This window comes from Geitlerinema calcuttense NRMC-F 0142, assembly GCF_030285425.1.
This window is the reverse complement of record NZ_JASVEJ010000030.1, coordinates 28,925-45,240: the sequence shown is the minus strand read 5'-3', so window position 1 is coordinate 45,240 and position 16,316 is coordinate 28,925. Positions and strand designations below refer to the sequence as shown.

Here is a 16,316-nt window from a genome sequence, read left to right as displayed (position 1 = left end):
TTTAAAAATAAAACCTGCCTTCTTACGAAAGGCAGGTTTTTCATAACAGGCAACTCATTAGCCTGCAAAGTGATGTTTAAAGAACTCACTCGTCAGTTGTTGAATTGAGTCGCTATAGAGTTCGCCGAGTTGAGAAGCGACGCCATCCCAGCTAAACTTTGCCTCTACCCGCGATCGCGCTTGTTCTCCTAACTGCGATCGCCATTGAGGATCTGCCAAGATCCGATCGATCGCCTCAGCAAAAGCGCGATCGTCTTTTGGAGGAGCTAATAAACCCGTTTCTTCAGGAATGACTGTAAATTTCAGTCCCCCAACATTACTCGCAATTACAGGCGTTCCACAAGCCATTGCTTCAATTGCCACTAAACCGAACGGTTCATAGTGACTGGGAACAACGCACACATCCGCCGCCGCATAGTAAGTGGGTAGAACGGTATGATCGAGTCGCCCCACAAACTGAACGTTATTTTCAATTCCCAATGCTTGGGTTAATTGACCGATGCGATCGCGTTCTTCGCCATCCTTTTCTCCAGGCGTCCATCCCCCTGCAATCATCAACTTTAACTGAGCTTTGCGTTCTGAAGAAAGATGGCTAACAGCCCGAACCGCCGTTTCAATACCCTTGCGGGGATCGAAGCGTCCTACATATAAAACTACGCGATCGTCAGGAGATAACTGAAGCTTATCTCTTGCAGCCTCTCGCCTAACCGAACCAAAACGCTCAATATTAGTCCCGCAGGGGATTACCTTAATATTCCCTTTTTCTGAGACATAAGTTCTCATGTGTTCTTCTTCTTGGGGGCTAGTTGCGACGATGCAATCTGCCGTTTCTAAACAAGCTTTCTCCACCTCTAAACGCGTTTTAGCCACTAGAGGAATCGTCGAAATAGACTTATACTTAATCGCCCCCAAAGAGTGATAGGTATGCACTAGCTTCAACAGTTGACTTTTCCGCAGTTGCATTCCCACCCAAGACGATAACCAATAATTCGTATGAATGATGGGATAAAGCGTTCCTTCCCGCTCTTGAAACTGTTTAAAGGATTCTACAAATTCCGGTAAATATCCAAATAGATCGTCTCGTCCAATAAAGGCTTCTGGACCTGCATTTAGGCGAATTGTCCGACAATTAGGGCTGTGAACAACAATATTCTCTTGGTCGGGACTTGCCTTACGAGTAAATAAGTCAACCTGCCAACCCTGTTTAGCTAAAGCTTCACCGCAACAACGAACGTAGACGTTTTGTCCGCCCGCTTCTTCTTTACCAATTTCTACAGCCGGATCGCCGTGGACAGAAATTAAGGCGATTTTGCCTTTGTTTTGATTAGAAAACATGTTGCTTTATTAAGGAGAAAGTAAATGCGCGAGTTCTATACGTTTTTAAGAATAAAGAAACCCTCAAAACGATACATCGTCCAAGAGAGATAAATTAAGCGGACGATATTGAACTCAAAAAAGGGACGCCGAGTAAAGCTCTCTGGTTTAGTCCAAATGTTTGATGGAGACCGTTAGCCTCTAGCGGAAAACCGCGAGACTTGAGAACTAAAAACTGCTTTGTGTACTTAAACTTTGTGCTGCTTAAGTTTCCCGGTTCTCCCCAGTCGAGCTAACGGCTTGGTCCTTCAATCCCTTCTAACAACTGCGGCATGTACCAGATTTGTTGTAACGTAGCCGTTTGACCTGCTGCTACAAAAGGCGTGCCATCTTGGTAGTTTAGCGGGCCTTGATAAAGGTTGATGCTGCCATCCCCCAAACCCTGTATAAATTGATCGAGATAGCGATTGTTCTCTGGGCTAAAGGCCTCGCCGCGTACAAACCCAACCGCAGAAGTGTCCGGGTTATTGATATCTTGCCAGTCTGGATCGGCCCAAATAAATTGGCTCTGGAAGTTTCCAGCCTGAGCATCTTGGATGAGTTTGAGATAACTCGGTCCCCAGTTATAGGTAGGAACGCCTACACAGACATCTGGTGCTAGGTTACAACCCGATCGCAAGGTATAGTGCAAAAACTTAACATTTTTTCCAGAATCTGCGGCTTTTTTGGCTTGAACTGCGGCTTCTGGCGTGTCAATACCCGTCATCACCACATCGTAGCCGCTGTTATAGAAGTCGTCAGCAACTTTGGTGGGTTCCAGGGTAACGCCTGGAATGTTAAACCAGAAGCCGATCCATGTCACCCGAAAATTTAGGTCTTCGGGGTTGCGATCGCGATAAGTCTGCCAGCAGTAGCGCGCCCCCAAATACGCCGCCGATACTAAGCGCCGCGTTTCATCATTAATTAACGGCCCCAAAAAGCCGATTCGCCCCGTCTCACTAGATAGCGCCGCCGCACAACCTGCAATCATCCGGCCATATTCCATCTTGGGCATCACGTTCGCCAGGTTTGGCAAGGCTTGATAATTCTGCCCTTCTTGCCAAGCGGAATCCCCAGAAGCGTGAATAACTGGGATATTAGGATATTTCTGAGCCGTTGCTAGCGCATCGTCCTTGAGGTCGTCGGAGTTGAAAATAATTAAATCGGCACCTTTAGCAATCAGATCGTCTGCGACTTGCGAGCCTTTAACGTTAGGGCGATCGCCAGGATTCACCTTATCCGCATACTCTAGCGTCACCCCAGACATCTGCTGTTGAACGTACTCAATCCCTTCATAATGGGCTTGGCTCCAACCGGCGTCATTTCTGGGACCGACTAAGATTAATCCCACCTGAAAGTTGTCGTCGTTCCCCTGTCCCGATTGAGAATTTGTGCCATTGCAACCCGCTAAAAGTACGCTAACAGAAAGGGCAATACTGAATGGTTTGATGGAGCTAAATTTCATTATTGTTCAGGTTTTATCAAAAGCACGCCTTTAGTTTATGGCGGAGTTCGGTCTTTTTTGAAGTAACAGAGAATACCACTTGAGAAAGGATTTGGTCTTGATTTTATGAAACTCCAAGTCAAAGTCAAACCCAACGCTAAACATCAATCCGTCCAAACCCTAGAGGATGGAAGTTTGGCGATCGCCCTCAAGTCACCCCCAACCGATGGCAAGGCGAACGCAGAGTTAATCGAAGTTTTGGCAAAAACGTTTGATGTCCCCAAAGCTAGGATTACGATTAAATCAGGTCGCGCCGCCCGAATAAAGCTGATTGAGATCGATCTTTAAAACTGTCCTCTAAAAAAGACCCCAGCAATGCGGCAATTGCTGGGGAAGTTGAGCATCTAACCTTAGTGTGCCAGATATTGTCTAAATAATCAACATTTTTAAGGGAAGGTACGCGGCGTCGGAGATGGCACCAGCATCCGCTGCCAAGCTTCAATCTGCGCTCTAGCAGCCCCATAGCTGGCAGTATTTTCGGGGATGCGTCTGGCAATTTCAATCGCCCCGGCTACATCAAAAGTCGCTTGCTGCTGGGCCAAACTCAAAATCTGCTGGCTCCATTGAGAAATAGCGAGATCGGCTTCATTTCTGAGGGGACTAAAATTCGGAACGCGATCGGCCGTGCGAATCGCTGCGGCTAGCGCTTCTGGGGTTGCCCCTCCAGCAAGGCGGCGAGCTTCTTGGAGATTTTCTTCAGCCCGAATTTGCGATCGCCATCGTTGCAAATCATCAGCCGCATCATTAGACAAAGCCCGTCCCGAACCAATCCGTTCGGCCAGCGAGATCGCCCCCTGTAAATCGCCGCGAGCCGCTAAATCCCTAGCACCATCCAAAGTCGGACGATCTTGCATACGCTGCAACCGGCTTCTCCATTCAGAAATCCGATTTTGAGCCTCATCGTATAACGCTCGTCCCGGTCCAATCCGACTGGCTTCATCAATTGCCGCTTGCAGAGAAACCGCATCCCCAATCAGCGCCCACTGTTGAGCCGAATCTAGGTAGGGACGATCTTGCATCGTCTCAACTTGACGCTGCCATTGCCCAACCCGCTGTTGCGCTTCCGAATACAACGCCCGTCCCCGTCCTACCCGGCTAGCTTCTGCGATCGCCGCTTGCAGAGAACCCAAATCGCCCGCGATCGCCAGCGCCTCCGCCCGGTTGAGATAAGGGCTATCCTCTAGCGTCTCAATTTGTCGCTGCCACTCATTAATACTATCTTGTGCCTCCTCATAGCGAGGATTGCTCACCGGAATCAACGACGCCTCCGCTACCGCATTGCTGAGGGCATCAATCGAACCACCGCGAGCCAAAGTTTGCGCCTTTTCCAAATGGGCAATATCTTCAATTTCCCGCTGCCAGCGAGCAATTAACCGCTGCGCCTTACCATAAAGCGGACGCTTCACCGTCACTTTCTGCGCTCGAATAATCGCCGCTTCCAAACTTGCCACCTTACCTTGCCAAGCATCCGCATAGGCCTCAGCCAGAATAATCAAATCTTGAGCTTCTTCAGCTAACTTAGCGCTGGCGGGAATTCTCCGAGCAATATTAATCGCGGCTGAAGAGTTGCGCCGTTGTTCTAGCTCCTCCTCTGCCAGCGCTAGCATTTGCCGACCGATCTTTCTAATCTCATCTTGAGCCTTCTTATAAACGTAGCTCTTAGGATCAATCTTCTCAACGAGCGCGATCGCCTCTACTAAATTATCAACCCCTCCCTGTTCCACCAAACGCCGGGCCTGATAAAGCTTCTCGCCATCTTCTCGCGCCGTCTTAATTGCTTCCGTCAGCTCTTGATACTTCGTTGTCTCCCAGTAATTATTCCCAACCGACAATAAAAACGTTGCCGTGCGGAACGCCTTATTCCACTCTTCCTGGCGGAGAAAATCTTCAGCCTCGCGATAAAGTCCCTCAGCCTTTTCCAAACCTCCTGCCAGCGATCGATTCGTTCCGTCACCAACGACGCCGCCGAAGTCTGAGCCGGAACCTGACGGGCAATCGAAATCGCTTCTTGTAACTTACCTTGATGAAAGACCTTATCCCCCAAATCCAAAATATCCGACGCCCATTGCTCAATTAACTGATTAATCTGAGGGCGCAGGGGATGATCTTCAGGCAAAGCATTGACCAACTCAATCGCTTCCAGCAAATCTTTCACCGTCTGTTTATTCGCAGCCAACTCCGCGCAATACAGACGCAACGAAGCCGAAGCCGTCGGCCAGAAAATTGAAGGACAATTTGGTAACGCCGGCAGCCGCAAAAGCATTGCTAGCGCTAACCCCCCGACGCCACCCGGAAGCAGCACCGTTAAAATCACCCAAAATTGCCAGCGCGTCGGCTTCAGCCAGTTTAAAAACTTCTCTTTTGGCGAGAGTTCCTCCCCAGAGATGGGCGTAGACTCAGGAAGGGTTGCATCTAATGCCGAAGGCAGATTAGACCAAGCAGCGACACCGGAAGCAGGGGGGACAGAAGCTTGTCGAGAAGGGGATGGAACTTCGGTGCGGGGATGTTTATCTCTAGGTTTTGGAGCAGGTGGCTTACGCACCGTCCGAGCCGAATCGACTGGACTATGATTTTTCAGCGATCGCTTTGGCAGTTTTGGATCTTTCATCATCCCCATTCCTCACAACCCCCACACTAAAGGACGACAGCAACGGCTGGAGGCTTGCCATTACCTGTAACACTCCACGGTAGTTGCAATCCTACCGTTCTCTTTCGTGAAATGCCAACTCTTCCCCCCTGCTAAAGCGCTATAGTTCGCGTTTTATTTACGATCCGGACTCTTCTCGTAAAGCTTCGATTAACTCCGCTAGCTCGTGGCTGCTGGCGCGGTAAACTTCTCCACAAAATTGACAGGTTGCCTCTGCACCATCATCTTTATCAATCATGTCTTGAAGTTCTGCTTCACCCAGCATTTTTAACGCCCCTAGCAGGCGATGAAACGAGCATTTGCAATCAAAGCGAACCATTTGAGTCTCTGGGAGAAGATTTAATCCCATATCCCCCAAGAGTTGCTCAAAAATATCTGGTAAGGTTTTAGCTTGACGGAGTAGCGGCGTAAATCCCGATAATGCACCCACGCGCGATTCTAGTTTTTGCACTAGCTCCTCATCAGAAGCAGCCTTTGGCAACACTTGTAATAAGATACCACCGGCTGCTTGAACGCCATCGGCTCCTACAAATACACCCAGCACTAAAGCAGAGGGGGTTTGCTCTGAGGTAACGAGGTAGTGGGTAATATCATCGCCAATTTCCCCAGAAATCAGTTCAACGGTACTAGAGTATGGGTAGCCATAGCCGATATCGCGAACGACATAGAGAAAGCCTTCTCGTCCAACCGCTCCGCCAACATCCAGTTTTCCTAATTCGTTTGGCGGTAACTCAACTTGAGGCTCGTAAACATATCCCCGCACGGTTCCATCTAAACCCGCATCGACTAAAATGCCTTGTAAAGGACCGTTGCCTTTTACGCGAATATTAATTCTGGATTCGGGTCGCTTCATACTAGAAGCCAGTAATAAACCGGCTGCCATTGTTCGACCTAAAGCCGCAGTCGCGACATAGGAAAGTTGGTGTCGATGTCGAGCTTCTTCAGTAAGTCTTGTGGTAATGACTCCTACAGCTCGAATCCCTCCCTCGGCGGCCGTAGCGCGAATGAGCTGATCTGCCATGAAAATCCTTACGTTTCTTAACAATTTGTCTTTCCCCTATTCTAGGCTAGTAACTCTTGAGCGTGCGGGGAAGAGGGTTCGGTACTTTGCACTCTTTTCCTCCACCCTCCTTGGGAGAGGATTCGTTAAACTAAGGAAAAAAACGATGCTAGGAAACTTTCAACAAAGTCATTTGCGGATTGAAATCGATGCGCCTGAAGCAGCGATTCGCGAGAGTTTATTACACTCTAGTCAGTTGCGCCAGTGGTTGTGGCCGCAGCGTTTGTCGGCGGGTTTGCCAGAACGTTTAGAAACTGGGTTGAATTTTACCAGTTGGGTGGGGCCAATTGCGATCGCGCATCAAGTGGATGTGGCAGAACCCTATTGCTTGCGGTTGCTGCTCAGTCAAGGGATTGATGGTTTTCACGAATGGATGTGGGGGGAAGGCTGGGTGCAATCTCGCATTGAAGGGATTACCGCACTCCCGTTGAGTTTGGGACAAACCCTGAGTTTGCTGAGACTCAAGCAACATCTCACGAGCAGCCAAAACCGCTCTTAACGCTCGATTTGCTGCCATTCTTCCTGGGTGTTGCAATTGAGAAGCAAGGATCGGTCAACTTGGGGGATGGGTTGAACGTTCTGAGTAGAGAGCCAAGCTTGGAACGAACGTCCCCCTTGGGCAATAAAGGTCTGAAGCGACGTTAAACAGCGCTGGCGGTAGAATCCGCACAGGGGTTCCCATCCTTTGGGGTGTTGGGGTAAAAAAGCCAGAGTGGATTCTGGAAGCGCGTCTAAAAGCTGACCCCACTGCTGGAGGGGTTCTGGCTGCAATTGCGGTAAATCGCAAGCCAGAAGTAAAACCCACTCGGTTGTTATCTGGGTTAAACCTTGAGCAAAGCCGACTAAAGGGCCGTGCGTTGCACCCCCTGAGTCTGTGGCAACCTCTTGAATCAGTTGGCAGTTTGCCGGTAGGATCTCGCGGTAGCGTTCCGGCCAAGGCGAAATTACCCAGACGGGGTTGGCACAAGATTGGGCGATTTGGCAGGTTCGCGTTAGTAAGGGTTTTCCCTCTAGGGGAAGTAAGGCTTTATCTCGACCCATACGCGAACTTTTGCCGCCTGCTAGAATCAGGGCGCACAGATTGGGAGTGCGATCGCTCTTTTCCATCTCTAATCTCTCAAAGGGACTGCGCTACCCCGAACCCAGCCAGCAGGCGACCCTGGAGTTAGACTCCCAAGCGCATCAAAGCATTCTTGACGGCGGGGGGTAACTGTCGCAAAATCTTACCCTTTTCGCGATCCATTGCCACCAGGGTGACTTGTGCGGTAACGTACAACTCCTGACGATCGGGCGAACAAATCTGGTAATCCCAAACCAGTCGCACGCCTTCTAGAGTCATGCGCGTCCGCACAACCAGGGTCACTCCCATTAGTACGGAGCGATGGTAGCGTAAGGACATTTCGACGACGGGCATATCGCATCCCAAGGCGACCAAATCGGCAAACTCTACCCCAATGGAGCGCAAGCACTCGACTCGCGCTTCTTCCATCCAAGCAATATAGCTGCCGTGCCAGACAATCCCCCCATAATCAGTATGGTGGGGATGCGATCGCACAGGATACTCAAACCAACTAGAGTCATTAATCGCTGACTGGCGTGCAATTGCACCTGTCGGTGCCAAGTCCGGTTTCTGAGGCATTGCGTCTAACCCGTTACAAATCGTGCTAAAAGACTACATTTCTTCAAATCCTGGGTCATTACTCAGGATTATCCTAAATACGGGATAAAAACCTATAGACGAGTGATGAGACTAACCCATGATAAAGAAAATTCTGGTGACTGTTGCAGGTCGAGGCCTATGTGAAGAGATGGTAAACATGCTGATGGAGATCCCATCAATTAAAAATGCCTCGGTAACGGTTCTGCATGTTGTTCCTTCTCAAATTAGCGCTCAGGATATGTCCGCCAAACTCGAAGCGGGTGGAAAAATCCTGGCGGAAGCCGTCAAAGCGCTTAACCTCGATCCAGGCCAAGTTAACGCTCGCCTCAAGCAAGGCGATCCCAAAGACCTCGTGCTGCAAGTTGCCGAGGAAGAAGATTCTGACCTGATTGTGATGGGTTCTCGCGCTCTCGGTCGCTTAGAATCGATTCTGAAAAACTCGGTGAGTCAGTATGTCTTCCAACTGACTTCGCGTCCGATGTTGCTGGTCAAAGACGATATCTACGTCAAAAAAATCCGGCGGATTATGGTTGCTACCGATGGCTCTGAAGCCTCACAACAGTGCATTAAGCTAGCGTTGTCCTTTTTACGCGAGATTCCCAATAGCGAATTGCTGCTCATTCACGTTAATCCCAACTCAAAAATTACGACGATTGAAGAAGACCCCGTTTTGTCTGAAGCAATGGCCCAAGCCAGACAAGCAGGCGTGTCTGTATCCGCAACGATTGGTCGCGGTAATGCTGGCGAAACCATTTGCCAGATTGCCGATGAGAAAAACGTCGATCTGCTGATCCTCGGTTCTCCTGACCGCCGTCCTTCGGTTGCCAAAACGCTACCTGATATTGACCGCCTGTTGGGGACTTCGCTCTCCGATTACGTGCGCGTCAAGGCGAATTGTCCGGTTCTGCTAGCGCGGACGGTTGATTAAAATCGTCTAATTTAGCCAAAGGGGGGCGATCGCTTTTCCCCGACAATAAAAAGAAGGATGACTCATTAGCTTCATCCTTCTTTCTTTGTTGTCTTTCCTGCCAAAGTTTCAAAGCGCCAGAAATAATTTTTGCGAACCTTTGATGGATTGACCTGCCATTGACCAGTGACTAACTATTATCGCTTTGTCGGCTAGCCGTTTGAATATACAGAATCAACAGGAAGACGCTGGGGACTAGGACGAATAAAATACTGGCAACAAATCCTAGATCGTTAACTTCCATTGCAATCAAGCCTCTCTCGTAAATAGTGGAAAAATCACTACCTAGAATACCATTTTCGCCTCAAGGCTTGGTTTTGACAGAAACCGATCCCTGAACGAGCGTTTGACAAGCAAGGCGATAGGAGTCAGGCTTCTTCTTAAGCTTGCGCTTTTCTACGTCGGTACGGGGCGAGAGGTTTTCCATGCCTTCGACAATCTCTACAATACAGGTGCCGCATTGACCGTATCCTCCACAATTCATCATTTTGCCGAAGACGCTGTAAAGATCGATGCCATTTTCCAAGGCTTTTAGCCTTAAATTTGCCCCATCTGCGGCGATCGCCTCTTTACCTTCCTTAACAAAGTTGATATTCGCCATTGCTTGTCCCTCTGTTGCTTTTCGTTAAAAATTATAAAGAAATGTTGACGCAAAAAATTGCTTTTTGATAAACCTGTTGCTCAACTCCTAAACCAGCTTGCAATAGGTTCCAACACTGGTTACAATTCGTTATATTCATTCTCATGATAAACCCGTTAGAAAACCTGTAGCCTTGGCTTGTTAGGTTTCTGACGTTTAATTGGTGGCTTAAACCATCACTCCAAGCGGACTGCACTCACCAAGGCGATCGCACTCATGCGGGCAGCCCCTTCAGCAAAACACAAAAAATTTCAGATAGAGAACCTGTCCCTTGAGACAGGGGCGAACTGAAAAACCCTCTCAAAAAAGTGCGTTGGCGTCGCTGCACTAGAGCGACATTCCCGGCGCAATAGCGTTGAATTCTCGCAGAATAAATGTGAGGATTAGTCTTGGGTCAACTAGCACGAAAAGCTCTGTTCCAACTTTCTTAAGAGGTTGGCAGACTCGTTCATCTAGAAAGTATTAGAGGAGGAGCGTAGTCAATGGGACTACCCTGGTACCGAGTACACACAGTCGTCCTGAACGATCCAGGTCGTCTGATTGCTGTACACCTGATGCACACCGCCCTGGTTGCAGGGTGGGCTGGCTCAATGGCGTTATATGAGCTAGCCATTTTCGATCCGAGCGATCCCGTCCTGAATCCAATGTGGCGTCAAGGCATGTTCGTCATGCCCTTCATGGCCCGCTTAGGGGTAACAGACTCCTGGGGGGGCTGGAGCATTACTGGCGAAACCGTAACCAATGCTGGTTTCTGGTCTTTTGAAGGCGTTGCGGCCGCTCACATCGTCTTATCGGGCTTGCTGTTCTTAGCCGCTTGCTGGCACTGGGTTTATTGGGACTTAGAACTATTCACCGACCCCCGTACCGGCGAACCCGCACTCGACTTGCCGAAAATGTTCGGCATTCACCTGTTCTTATCCGGTTTACTGTGCTTTGGCTTTGGTGCTTTCCACCTCACCGGACTGTTTGGGCCGGGAATGTGGATTTCTGACCCCTACGGCATTACAGGTAGCGTTCAACCCGTCGCCCCCGAATGGGGACCCGCCGGATTTAACCCCTTTAATCCGGGCGGGATTGTTGCTCACCACATTGCAGCCGGTATTGTTGGTATCATTGCTGGTTTATTTCACTTGACTGTTCGTCCCCCCGAACGGCTTTACAAAGCCCTGCGGATGGGGAACATTGAAACCGTTTTATCAAGCAGTATTGCAGCCGTTTTCTTTGCAGCTTTTGTGGTAGCAGGAACCATGTGGTATGGTTCTGCGGCAACTCCCATTGAACTGTTTGGCCCGACCCGCTATCAGTGGGATCAAGGCTATTTCAGACAAGAAATTGAACGTCGCGTTCAATCAAGCGTTGCCAATGGCAGCAGCCTGGGTGAAGCTTGGGAGCAAATTCCTGAAAAATTGGCTTTCTACGACTACATCGGCAATAACCCCTCTAAAGGCGGTTTGTTCCGGACAGGTCCGATGAACCAAGGCGATGGAATTGCCACTGGCTGGTTAGGACACCCGGTATTTAAGGATGCTGAAGGCCGCGAACTAACCGTTCGTCGGATGCCCAACTTCTTTGAAACCTTCCCGGTTATCCTGACGGATAAAGATGGCGTTGTTCGCGCTGACATTCCCTTCCGTCGGGCTGAATCTCGCTATAGCTTCGAGCAAGCTGGGGTTACAGTTAGCTTCTACGGTGGCGATCTCGACGGCCAAACCTTTGAAGATCCTGCTAGCGTGAAGAAATTTGCTCGTAAGGCACAATTGGGCGAACCGTTTGAGTTTGACCGCGAAACGTTAGGCTCTGATGGGGTATTCCGGACTAGCCCTCGCGGTTGGTTCACCTACGGTCACGCCGTATTTGCCTTGTTGTTCTTCTTTGGCCATATCTGGCATGGTTCGAGAACCATCTTCCGCGATGTGTTCGCTGGGGTGGAAGCTGACCTTGAAGAACAAGTGGAATTCGGCTTGTTCCAAAAAGTGGGTGACAAATCTACTCGGAAGAAAGAGGCGGTCTAAGTTGACCTTGAGCTGTTAGCCGCAACAGGGGTGGGATTTTCCTGCCCCTCTTGTTTAAAACTGCTCAAGTGCGTTTCGATTGCCATTATTCGGTAAACTAAAAGGGAAAGTATCAGGAATTTCTGACATGGAAAGCGCTGCTTATATCTTGATTCTGGCTTTAGCGATCGGTACGCTTTTCTTTGCGATCGCCTTCCGCGAACCCCCTCGCATCGGCAAATAACGCTTTTGTTCGTCCATCCTGCTTGAAAGGCTTCGATCATGCGGTGTCCATTCTGCCAGCATACAGATAGTCGAGTTCTAGAATCGCGAGCAGCAGAAGCTGGTCAGAGTGTTAGGCGGCGGCGCGAATGCTTAAACTGCAAGCGTCGCTTTACCACTTACGAACGGATCGAATACGTCTCCATCACGGTGATCAAGCGGGATGGACAGCGAGAATCCTTTGACCGCTCCAAGCTGTTGCGCGGTGTCGTGAGAGCTTGCGAGAAAACGGGGATACCCTTGGGACGCCTAGAAGCCTTTGTTGATGAAATTGAAGCAGAACTTCAACAACAAGCCACTCCCGAAGTCAGCAGTAGCGATATTGGTGAAATGGTGTTGCTGCGGCTGCAACCGTTGAGCGAAGTGGCTTACGTCCGTTTTGCTTCGGTTTATCGCCAGTTTCAAGGCATCCGCGATTTTATTGAAACGCTCGATCGCTTGCAAGAAAACACCCGGTCGCGATCGCAACAAACCCTGAGCCGAGATTGTTTTTCTTTCGAGCTAGAGGGGGTTGACAAGCTCCGGTCTTTTTGAGAGTATAGATAAGCAATAAGTTTTGCGGGTATAGCTCAGTGGTAGAGCGTCACCTTGCCAAGGTGAATGTCGCGCGTTCGAATCGCGTTACCCGCTTTCAAAATCCTCAAACTCTACCCAAAGGGATAAAGCTGAATTAACGGGCGGAGATCCTCAATAAATCCCCTGCTTCCCCCGGCCAGCAATGCTAAAATTTGCCCATCCACTCTTAGTAGAGGAGTAAACGTTTGGTTGGCAGTAGCCGCTCAAACTTGTACGCTTAAAGAGTATCTGCGGGGAAACCTCAAATCCCCTTCTGCTTCAGGTGGTTATAAATTTATATTAGTTAGTTCGACTGCTGCTTGTGCCATCCCAGAAAGCTCAAAAAATAGACCTCAACGCTGACTATCCTTGCCCTTGCGGTCGCCGGGGTCGGATTACACCGATTACCTTGACCGAAGCATTCGGCTGCAATAAATGCCAGCAAATCTTCGTGGTTGAAGAAAACGGTCACGTTATCGAACAACTCTCAACCAACTATCCCTATAAAAAAGCATGGTGCTGGACAGGTCATCAGTGGATCAAAGCACACTCCGGACTCCGAGAACATTACCTGTCCGTTGCCCTATTTACCATCCTCGTACTGCCCGTTGTGTGGCTTTCTTTAGTATTTCTCGTTTCTCCGTCAGGCTTTGATATTATTCTCTGGGTTATGGTGCCGCTGTTAGTTGTCCTACTGCTGGCACTCATGCAATGGCTGGCTTACAGACGTTCTAGATGACAACTGACTCCACTGTTCCTTCACCGACCGCGACGGCAGCCGTTAGCCGCGCTTACCAGGCTTCCTTAGAGTTAGCAAACGCTAAGGGAGTGCATCGCAATCAAACCCTCAAAGCGATGGCAGCGGCCTTAGAAAAAGCCATCGATAACATTCTCGAAGCCAATACTCTCGATCTCGAAGCCTCTCGCGAAATGGCCGTTCCCGATTTAATTTTGGAATGGCTGAAACTGACGCCCGAACGCCTGCAAACGGCAGTCCAAATTCTCCATCGACTCGCCGAACTGCCCGATCCAATCCAAGAAGCCCTCAGCACTCCCTATCAAGTAGAGTATTGTCAAACCTACTGCCAGAGAATGCCCTTGGGAACAATCGCCTTAATTTACGAAGCCTTTCCCGAACTCGGCGTCATTGCAGCAGGCTTATGCCTAAAAACAGCCAATAGCTTGATTTTGCGAGGAGGCAGCGAAGCGATTAATTCCAATACCATTATTGCTCAGGTACTTCAGCGAGCCATCGAAGAATCGGGTTTGCCGCCTAGTAGCATCGAATTACTACCCGCCGATCCGGGTGCATCCATTCGCGACATCGTAAAGCTCGATCAATACATTAACCTGATTATTCCCTACGGTCGCCCTAGCCTCGTCGAACAAGTCGTCAAACAGGCAACCGCCCCCGTATTAAAGTCAGCAATGGGCAATTGTTATCTGTATTGGGGGCTTTCGGGTAGCTTGGATTTGGCGCGGTGGATGATTATTGATTCCCATCAAAGCGAACCCGATCCTGTCAACGCCATTGAAAAAGTCTTGATTCACCACGATCAAAGCTATACCGCCCTAGTCACGCTGCTCAACGGCTTGAAAGAAAAAGGCTTTGAATTGCGGGGAGATCCGGCTTTAGTTGCCGAGTTTCCAGAACTAACGCTGGCGAATCCTAGCGAGTGGAGTCAGGCCTATTTACGCAAAGTGGTGACATTTAAGAGCGTCGAAAACTTAGAGTTTGCGATCGCCTGGATGAATCGCTACAGCAGCGGTCATGCCAACTGTCTAGTAACCGAATCCTATCAAGAAAGCCGCCAGTTCGCGCTGGGAATTAATAGCGCCGCCGCCTTCATCAACAACAGCCCTCGCTTCTACCGCCATCCCCAACGCGGAAGCGCAATCTTCCTAGGAATGTCTAACCAGAGGGGCTTCCGTCGCGGTTTAATTGGGCTAGAAAGCCTAACGACGACAAAACACATCATTCAGGGCAATCGTTAGGTCTAGAAGGCGCTAGAGACGCCCTGGCAAGAACAGGGCTACTCAGACCCGTGGGAGAATCGAAGAAGAAAGGGAATCAAAGTCCCCCTTCTTCACCCTGATTTTTAGACGTTAGTGCGGAAGAGCAACACATCGCCCTCTTGGACGATATACTCCTTTCCTTCGCTTCTCACCCACCCTTTTTCCTTAGCCGCGCCCATAGAACCGGCGGTGACTAAATCTTGATAAGCAACCGTCTCGGCTCGAATAAAACCGCGCTCAAAATCCGAGTGAATCACGCCCGCCGCTTGGGGAGCTTTCATCCCGGCTGTAATCGTCCAAGCGCGAGTTTCCTTGGGTCCCGTCGTTAGGTAGGTTCGCAGACCCAACAGATCATAGGTGGCGCGAATGAGCGATCGCAATCCCCCTTCTTCTACCCCCAACGCCGAGAGAAAATCGGCTCGTTCTGCGTCCGACAATTCCACCAACTCCGACTCCACCTGAGCCGAAACCACCACTACCTGAGCCTGTTCTTGAACGGCCACCTCGCGGACTTGTTCCACCCAAGCATTTCCCGCCGCCAAATCGTCTTCAGTGACATTCGTGGCATAAATGACTGGTTTAGCCGTTAATAGACCCAAAGAGCGCACCGACTCGGCTTCTTCCTCCGTCAGATCGACATTCCGCGCCGACTGACCTTGATTGAGAGCCGCCAGCAACTTCTCCAAAGCCTCCACTTCAACCTGAGCCTCTTTGTTTCCCCGCGCCTGCTTGCGCGCGCGCTCGATCCGGCGTTCCACCTGGGACAAATCCGCCAATGCCAATTCCAGATTAATCACTTCAATATCGCGAACCGGATCGACAGAACCCGACACATGAATAATGTCATCATCCTCAAAACAGCGCACCACATGGACAATCGCATCCACTTCGCGAATATTGGCCAAAAACTGATTTCCTAAACCTTCCCCTTGACTGGCACCCTTCACCAGACCTGCAATATCCACAAACTCAATCCGAGTGGGGATAATTTGCTCAGAATTAGAAATTTTGGCCAAAACTTCCAGGCGTTCGTCTGGAACCGCCACAACTCCCACATTCGGTTCAATCGTGCAAAACGGAAAATTTGCAGCTTGTGCCTTTGCATTCGCCACCAAGGCATTAAATAGCGTTGATTTACCAACGTTTGGTAGTCCAACAATTCCAGCTCTGAGCATTTTAGATTCGTGGGCAGTAAAATTAAGTTCGCAATTGAAGCTATAGCAAAGTGCTGAGAGAAAACCCTCTAGGGGCGATCGCTTCAGCAAGGTACTGTCCCCGTCTTTAGAGCTATAGCTATCAAGCTTATTTTACTGGGGTTGCGGAACGGGTTGGGGCGCAGGGCCAGGAATCGGTTGAGGAACTGGCGCGGGAACGGGTTGGGGAATAGGTGCAGGAACGGGTTCGGGTACGGGATTGGGAATGGGTTCGGGTACAGGCGAGGGAACTGGACTCGGAACGGGATCGGGTATGGGTTCGGGAACCGGAGGAGCGGGGGTATCGGGTTGAGGAATAGGATTAATCATAATATTCGTTCTCTAAGAGCCAACTTCCCCTAGAGTAAAAAGAAAACGCGTCTCTGACATCTGTCAAAATAGGGTTTGGTGAGTGCGGAATGCTATTGCACGGAGTCGCTCGCTGCTG

At 49.8% G+C, this 16,316-nt stretch carries 18 protein-coding genes and 1 tRNA gene; 9 read left to right on the top strand and 10 right to left on the bottom strand.

Annotated features, from left to right (window positions below):
* Window positions 1-57 precede the first annotated feature (57 nt).
* Window positions 58-1,335: a glycosyltransferase family 4 protein gene (locus QQ055_RS08095; RefSeq protein ID WP_284474852.1), complete on the bottom strand. Its 1,278-nt coding sequence runs from the start codon at window positions 1,333-1,335 to the stop codon at window positions 58-60.
* Between the two features lie 271 nt (window positions 1,336-1,606).
* The gene (locus QQ055_RS08090; protein ID WP_284474851.1) at window positions 1,607-2,818 is read right to left on the bottom strand and encodes a BMP family lipoprotein; all 1,212 of its coding nucleotides are present in this window, start codon (window positions 2,816-2,818) and stop codon (window positions 1,607-1,609) included.
* A 105-nt stretch (window positions 2,819-2,923) separates the two neighbouring features.
* Between QQ055_RS08090 and QQ055_RS08085 the strand changes: the two genes are divergently transcribed.
* Window positions 2,924-3,145, top strand: coding sequence for a DUF167 domain-containing protein (locus QQ055_RS08085; RefSeq protein ID WP_284474850.1), 222 nt, complete (start codon window positions 2,924-2,926; stop codon window positions 3,143-3,145).
* A 98-nt stretch (window positions 3,146-3,243) separates the two neighbouring features.
* Here the strand turns inward: QQ055_RS08085 and QQ055_RS08080 are convergent, their stop codons facing one another.
* Together QQ055_RS08080 and hslO are read right to left on the bottom strand one after the other, a co-directional pair.
* Window positions 3,244-4,779, bottom strand: a complete 1,536-nt coding sequence (locus tag QQ055_RS08080) for an AAA family ATPase (protein WP_286004528.1) — start codon at window positions 4,777-4,779, stop codon at window positions 3,244-3,246.
* Between the two features lie 843 nt (window positions 4,780-5,622).
* A complete protein-coding gene (hslO, locus tag QQ055_RS08075; protein ID WP_069966633.1) occupies window positions 5,623-6,525 on the bottom strand; it encodes an Hsp33 family molecular chaperone HslO in 903 nt (300 codons plus the stop codon).
* Window positions 6,526-6,670: 145 nt separating this feature from the next.
* Between hslO and QQ055_RS08070 the strand changes: the two genes are divergently transcribed.
* A complete protein-coding gene (locus QQ055_RS08070) occupies window positions 6,671-7,063 on the top strand; it encodes a hypothetical protein (RefSeq protein WP_284474848.1) in 393 nt (130 codons plus the stop codon).
* Here the strand turns inward: QQ055_RS08070 and QQ055_RS08065 are convergent.
* The gene (locus tag QQ055_RS08065) at window positions 7,060-7,671 is read right to left on the bottom strand and encodes a molybdenum cofactor guanylyltransferase (RefSeq protein ID WP_284474847.1); all 612 of its coding nucleotides are present in this window, start codon (window positions 7,669-7,671) and stop codon (window positions 7,060-7,062) included. The genes QQ055_RS08070 and QQ055_RS08065 overlap by 4 nt on opposite strands.
* Before the next feature lie 58 nt (window positions 7,672-7,729).
* Window positions 7,730-8,203: an acyl-CoA thioesterase gene (locus QQ055_RS08060; protein WP_283362330.1), complete on the bottom strand. Its 474-nt coding sequence runs from the start codon at window positions 8,201-8,203 to the stop codon at window positions 7,730-7,732.
* 118 nt (window positions 8,204-8,321) lie between these two features.
* On the opposite strand from QQ055_RS08060, the gene QQ055_RS08055 reads away from it, so the two are divergent.
* On the top strand, window positions 8,322-9,152 hold the full coding sequence (locus tag QQ055_RS08055) for a universal stress protein (protein WP_283362329.1): 831 nt from the start codon (window positions 8,322-8,324) through the stop codon (window positions 9,150-9,152).
* 169 nt (window positions 9,153-9,321) lie between these two features.
* On the opposite strand, the gene psbM is transcribed toward QQ055_RS08055, so the two are convergent.
* Together psbM and QQ055_RS08045 are read right to left on the bottom strand one after the other, a co-directional pair.
* A complete protein-coding gene (gene psbM / locus QQ055_RS08050) occupies window positions 9,322-9,435 on the bottom strand; it encodes a photosystem II reaction center protein PsbM (protein ID WP_069969045.1) in 114 nt (37 codons plus the stop codon).
* 60 nt (window positions 9,436-9,495) lie between these two features.
* On the bottom strand, window positions 9,496-9,792 hold the full coding sequence (locus QQ055_RS08045; protein ID WP_069969044.1) for a 2Fe-2S iron-sulfur cluster-binding protein: 297 nt from the start codon (window positions 9,790-9,792) through the stop codon (window positions 9,496-9,498).
* 521 nt (window positions 9,793-10,313) lie between these two features.
* Between QQ055_RS08045 and psbB the strand changes: the two genes are divergently transcribed.
* The 6 genes from psbB (at window position 10,314) to QQ055_RS08015 (ending at window position 14,654) form a co-directional block, all read left to right on the top strand.
* Window positions 10,314-11,843 (top strand): photosystem II chlorophyll-binding protein CP47, encoded by a 1,530-nt coding sequence (gene psbB, locus QQ055_RS08040; RefSeq protein WP_284474846.1) that lies wholly within the window; start codon window positions 10,314-10,316, stop codon window positions 11,841-11,843.
* A 127-nt stretch (window positions 11,844-11,970) separates the two neighbouring features.
* Complete coding sequence (locus tag QQ055_RS08035) at window positions 11,971-12,066, top strand: photosystem II reaction center protein T (protein WP_069969042.1); 96 nt, start codon at window positions 11,971-11,973, stop codon at window positions 12,064-12,066.
* 38 nt (window positions 12,067-12,104) lie between these two features.
* Window positions 12,105-12,638 (top strand): transcriptional regulator NrdR, encoded by a 534-nt coding sequence (nrdR, locus tag QQ055_RS08030; RefSeq protein WP_283362327.1) that lies wholly within the window; start codon window positions 12,105-12,107, stop codon window positions 12,636-12,638.
* A 24-nt stretch (window positions 12,639-12,662) separates the two neighbouring features.
* Window positions 12,663-12,734: transfer RNA gene (locus QQ055_RS08025), tRNA-Gly, on the top strand.
* 247 nt (window positions 12,735-12,981) lie between these two features.
* Window positions 12,982-13,398, top strand: a complete 417-nt coding sequence (locus QQ055_RS08020) for a hypothetical protein (RefSeq protein WP_069969040.1) — start codon at window positions 12,982-12,984, stop codon at window positions 13,396-13,398.
* On the top strand, window positions 13,395-14,654 hold the full coding sequence (locus QQ055_RS08015; protein ID WP_069969039.1) for a glutamate-5-semialdehyde dehydrogenase: 1,260 nt from the start codon (window positions 13,395-13,397) through the stop codon (window positions 14,652-14,654). Before QQ055_RS08020 ends, QQ055_RS08015 begins: the two co-directional genes overlap by 4 nt.
* A 104-nt stretch (window positions 14,655-14,758) precedes the next feature.
* Here QQ055_RS08015 and ychF read toward each other — a convergent pair whose 3' ends face one another.
* Together ychF and QQ055_RS08005 are read right to left on the bottom strand one after the other, a co-directional pair.
* Complete coding sequence (gene ychF / locus QQ055_RS08010) at window positions 14,759-15,850, bottom strand: redox-regulated ATPase YchF (protein ID WP_284474845.1); 1,092 nt, start codon at window positions 15,848-15,850, stop codon at window positions 14,759-14,761.
* A 132-nt stretch (window positions 15,851-15,982) separates the two neighbouring features.
* Window positions 15,983-16,198, bottom strand: coding sequence for a hypothetical protein (locus tag QQ055_RS08005; RefSeq protein WP_283362323.1), 216 nt, complete (start codon window positions 16,196-16,198; stop codon window positions 15,983-15,985).
* Between the last annotated feature and the right edge of the window lie 118 nt (window positions 16,199-16,316).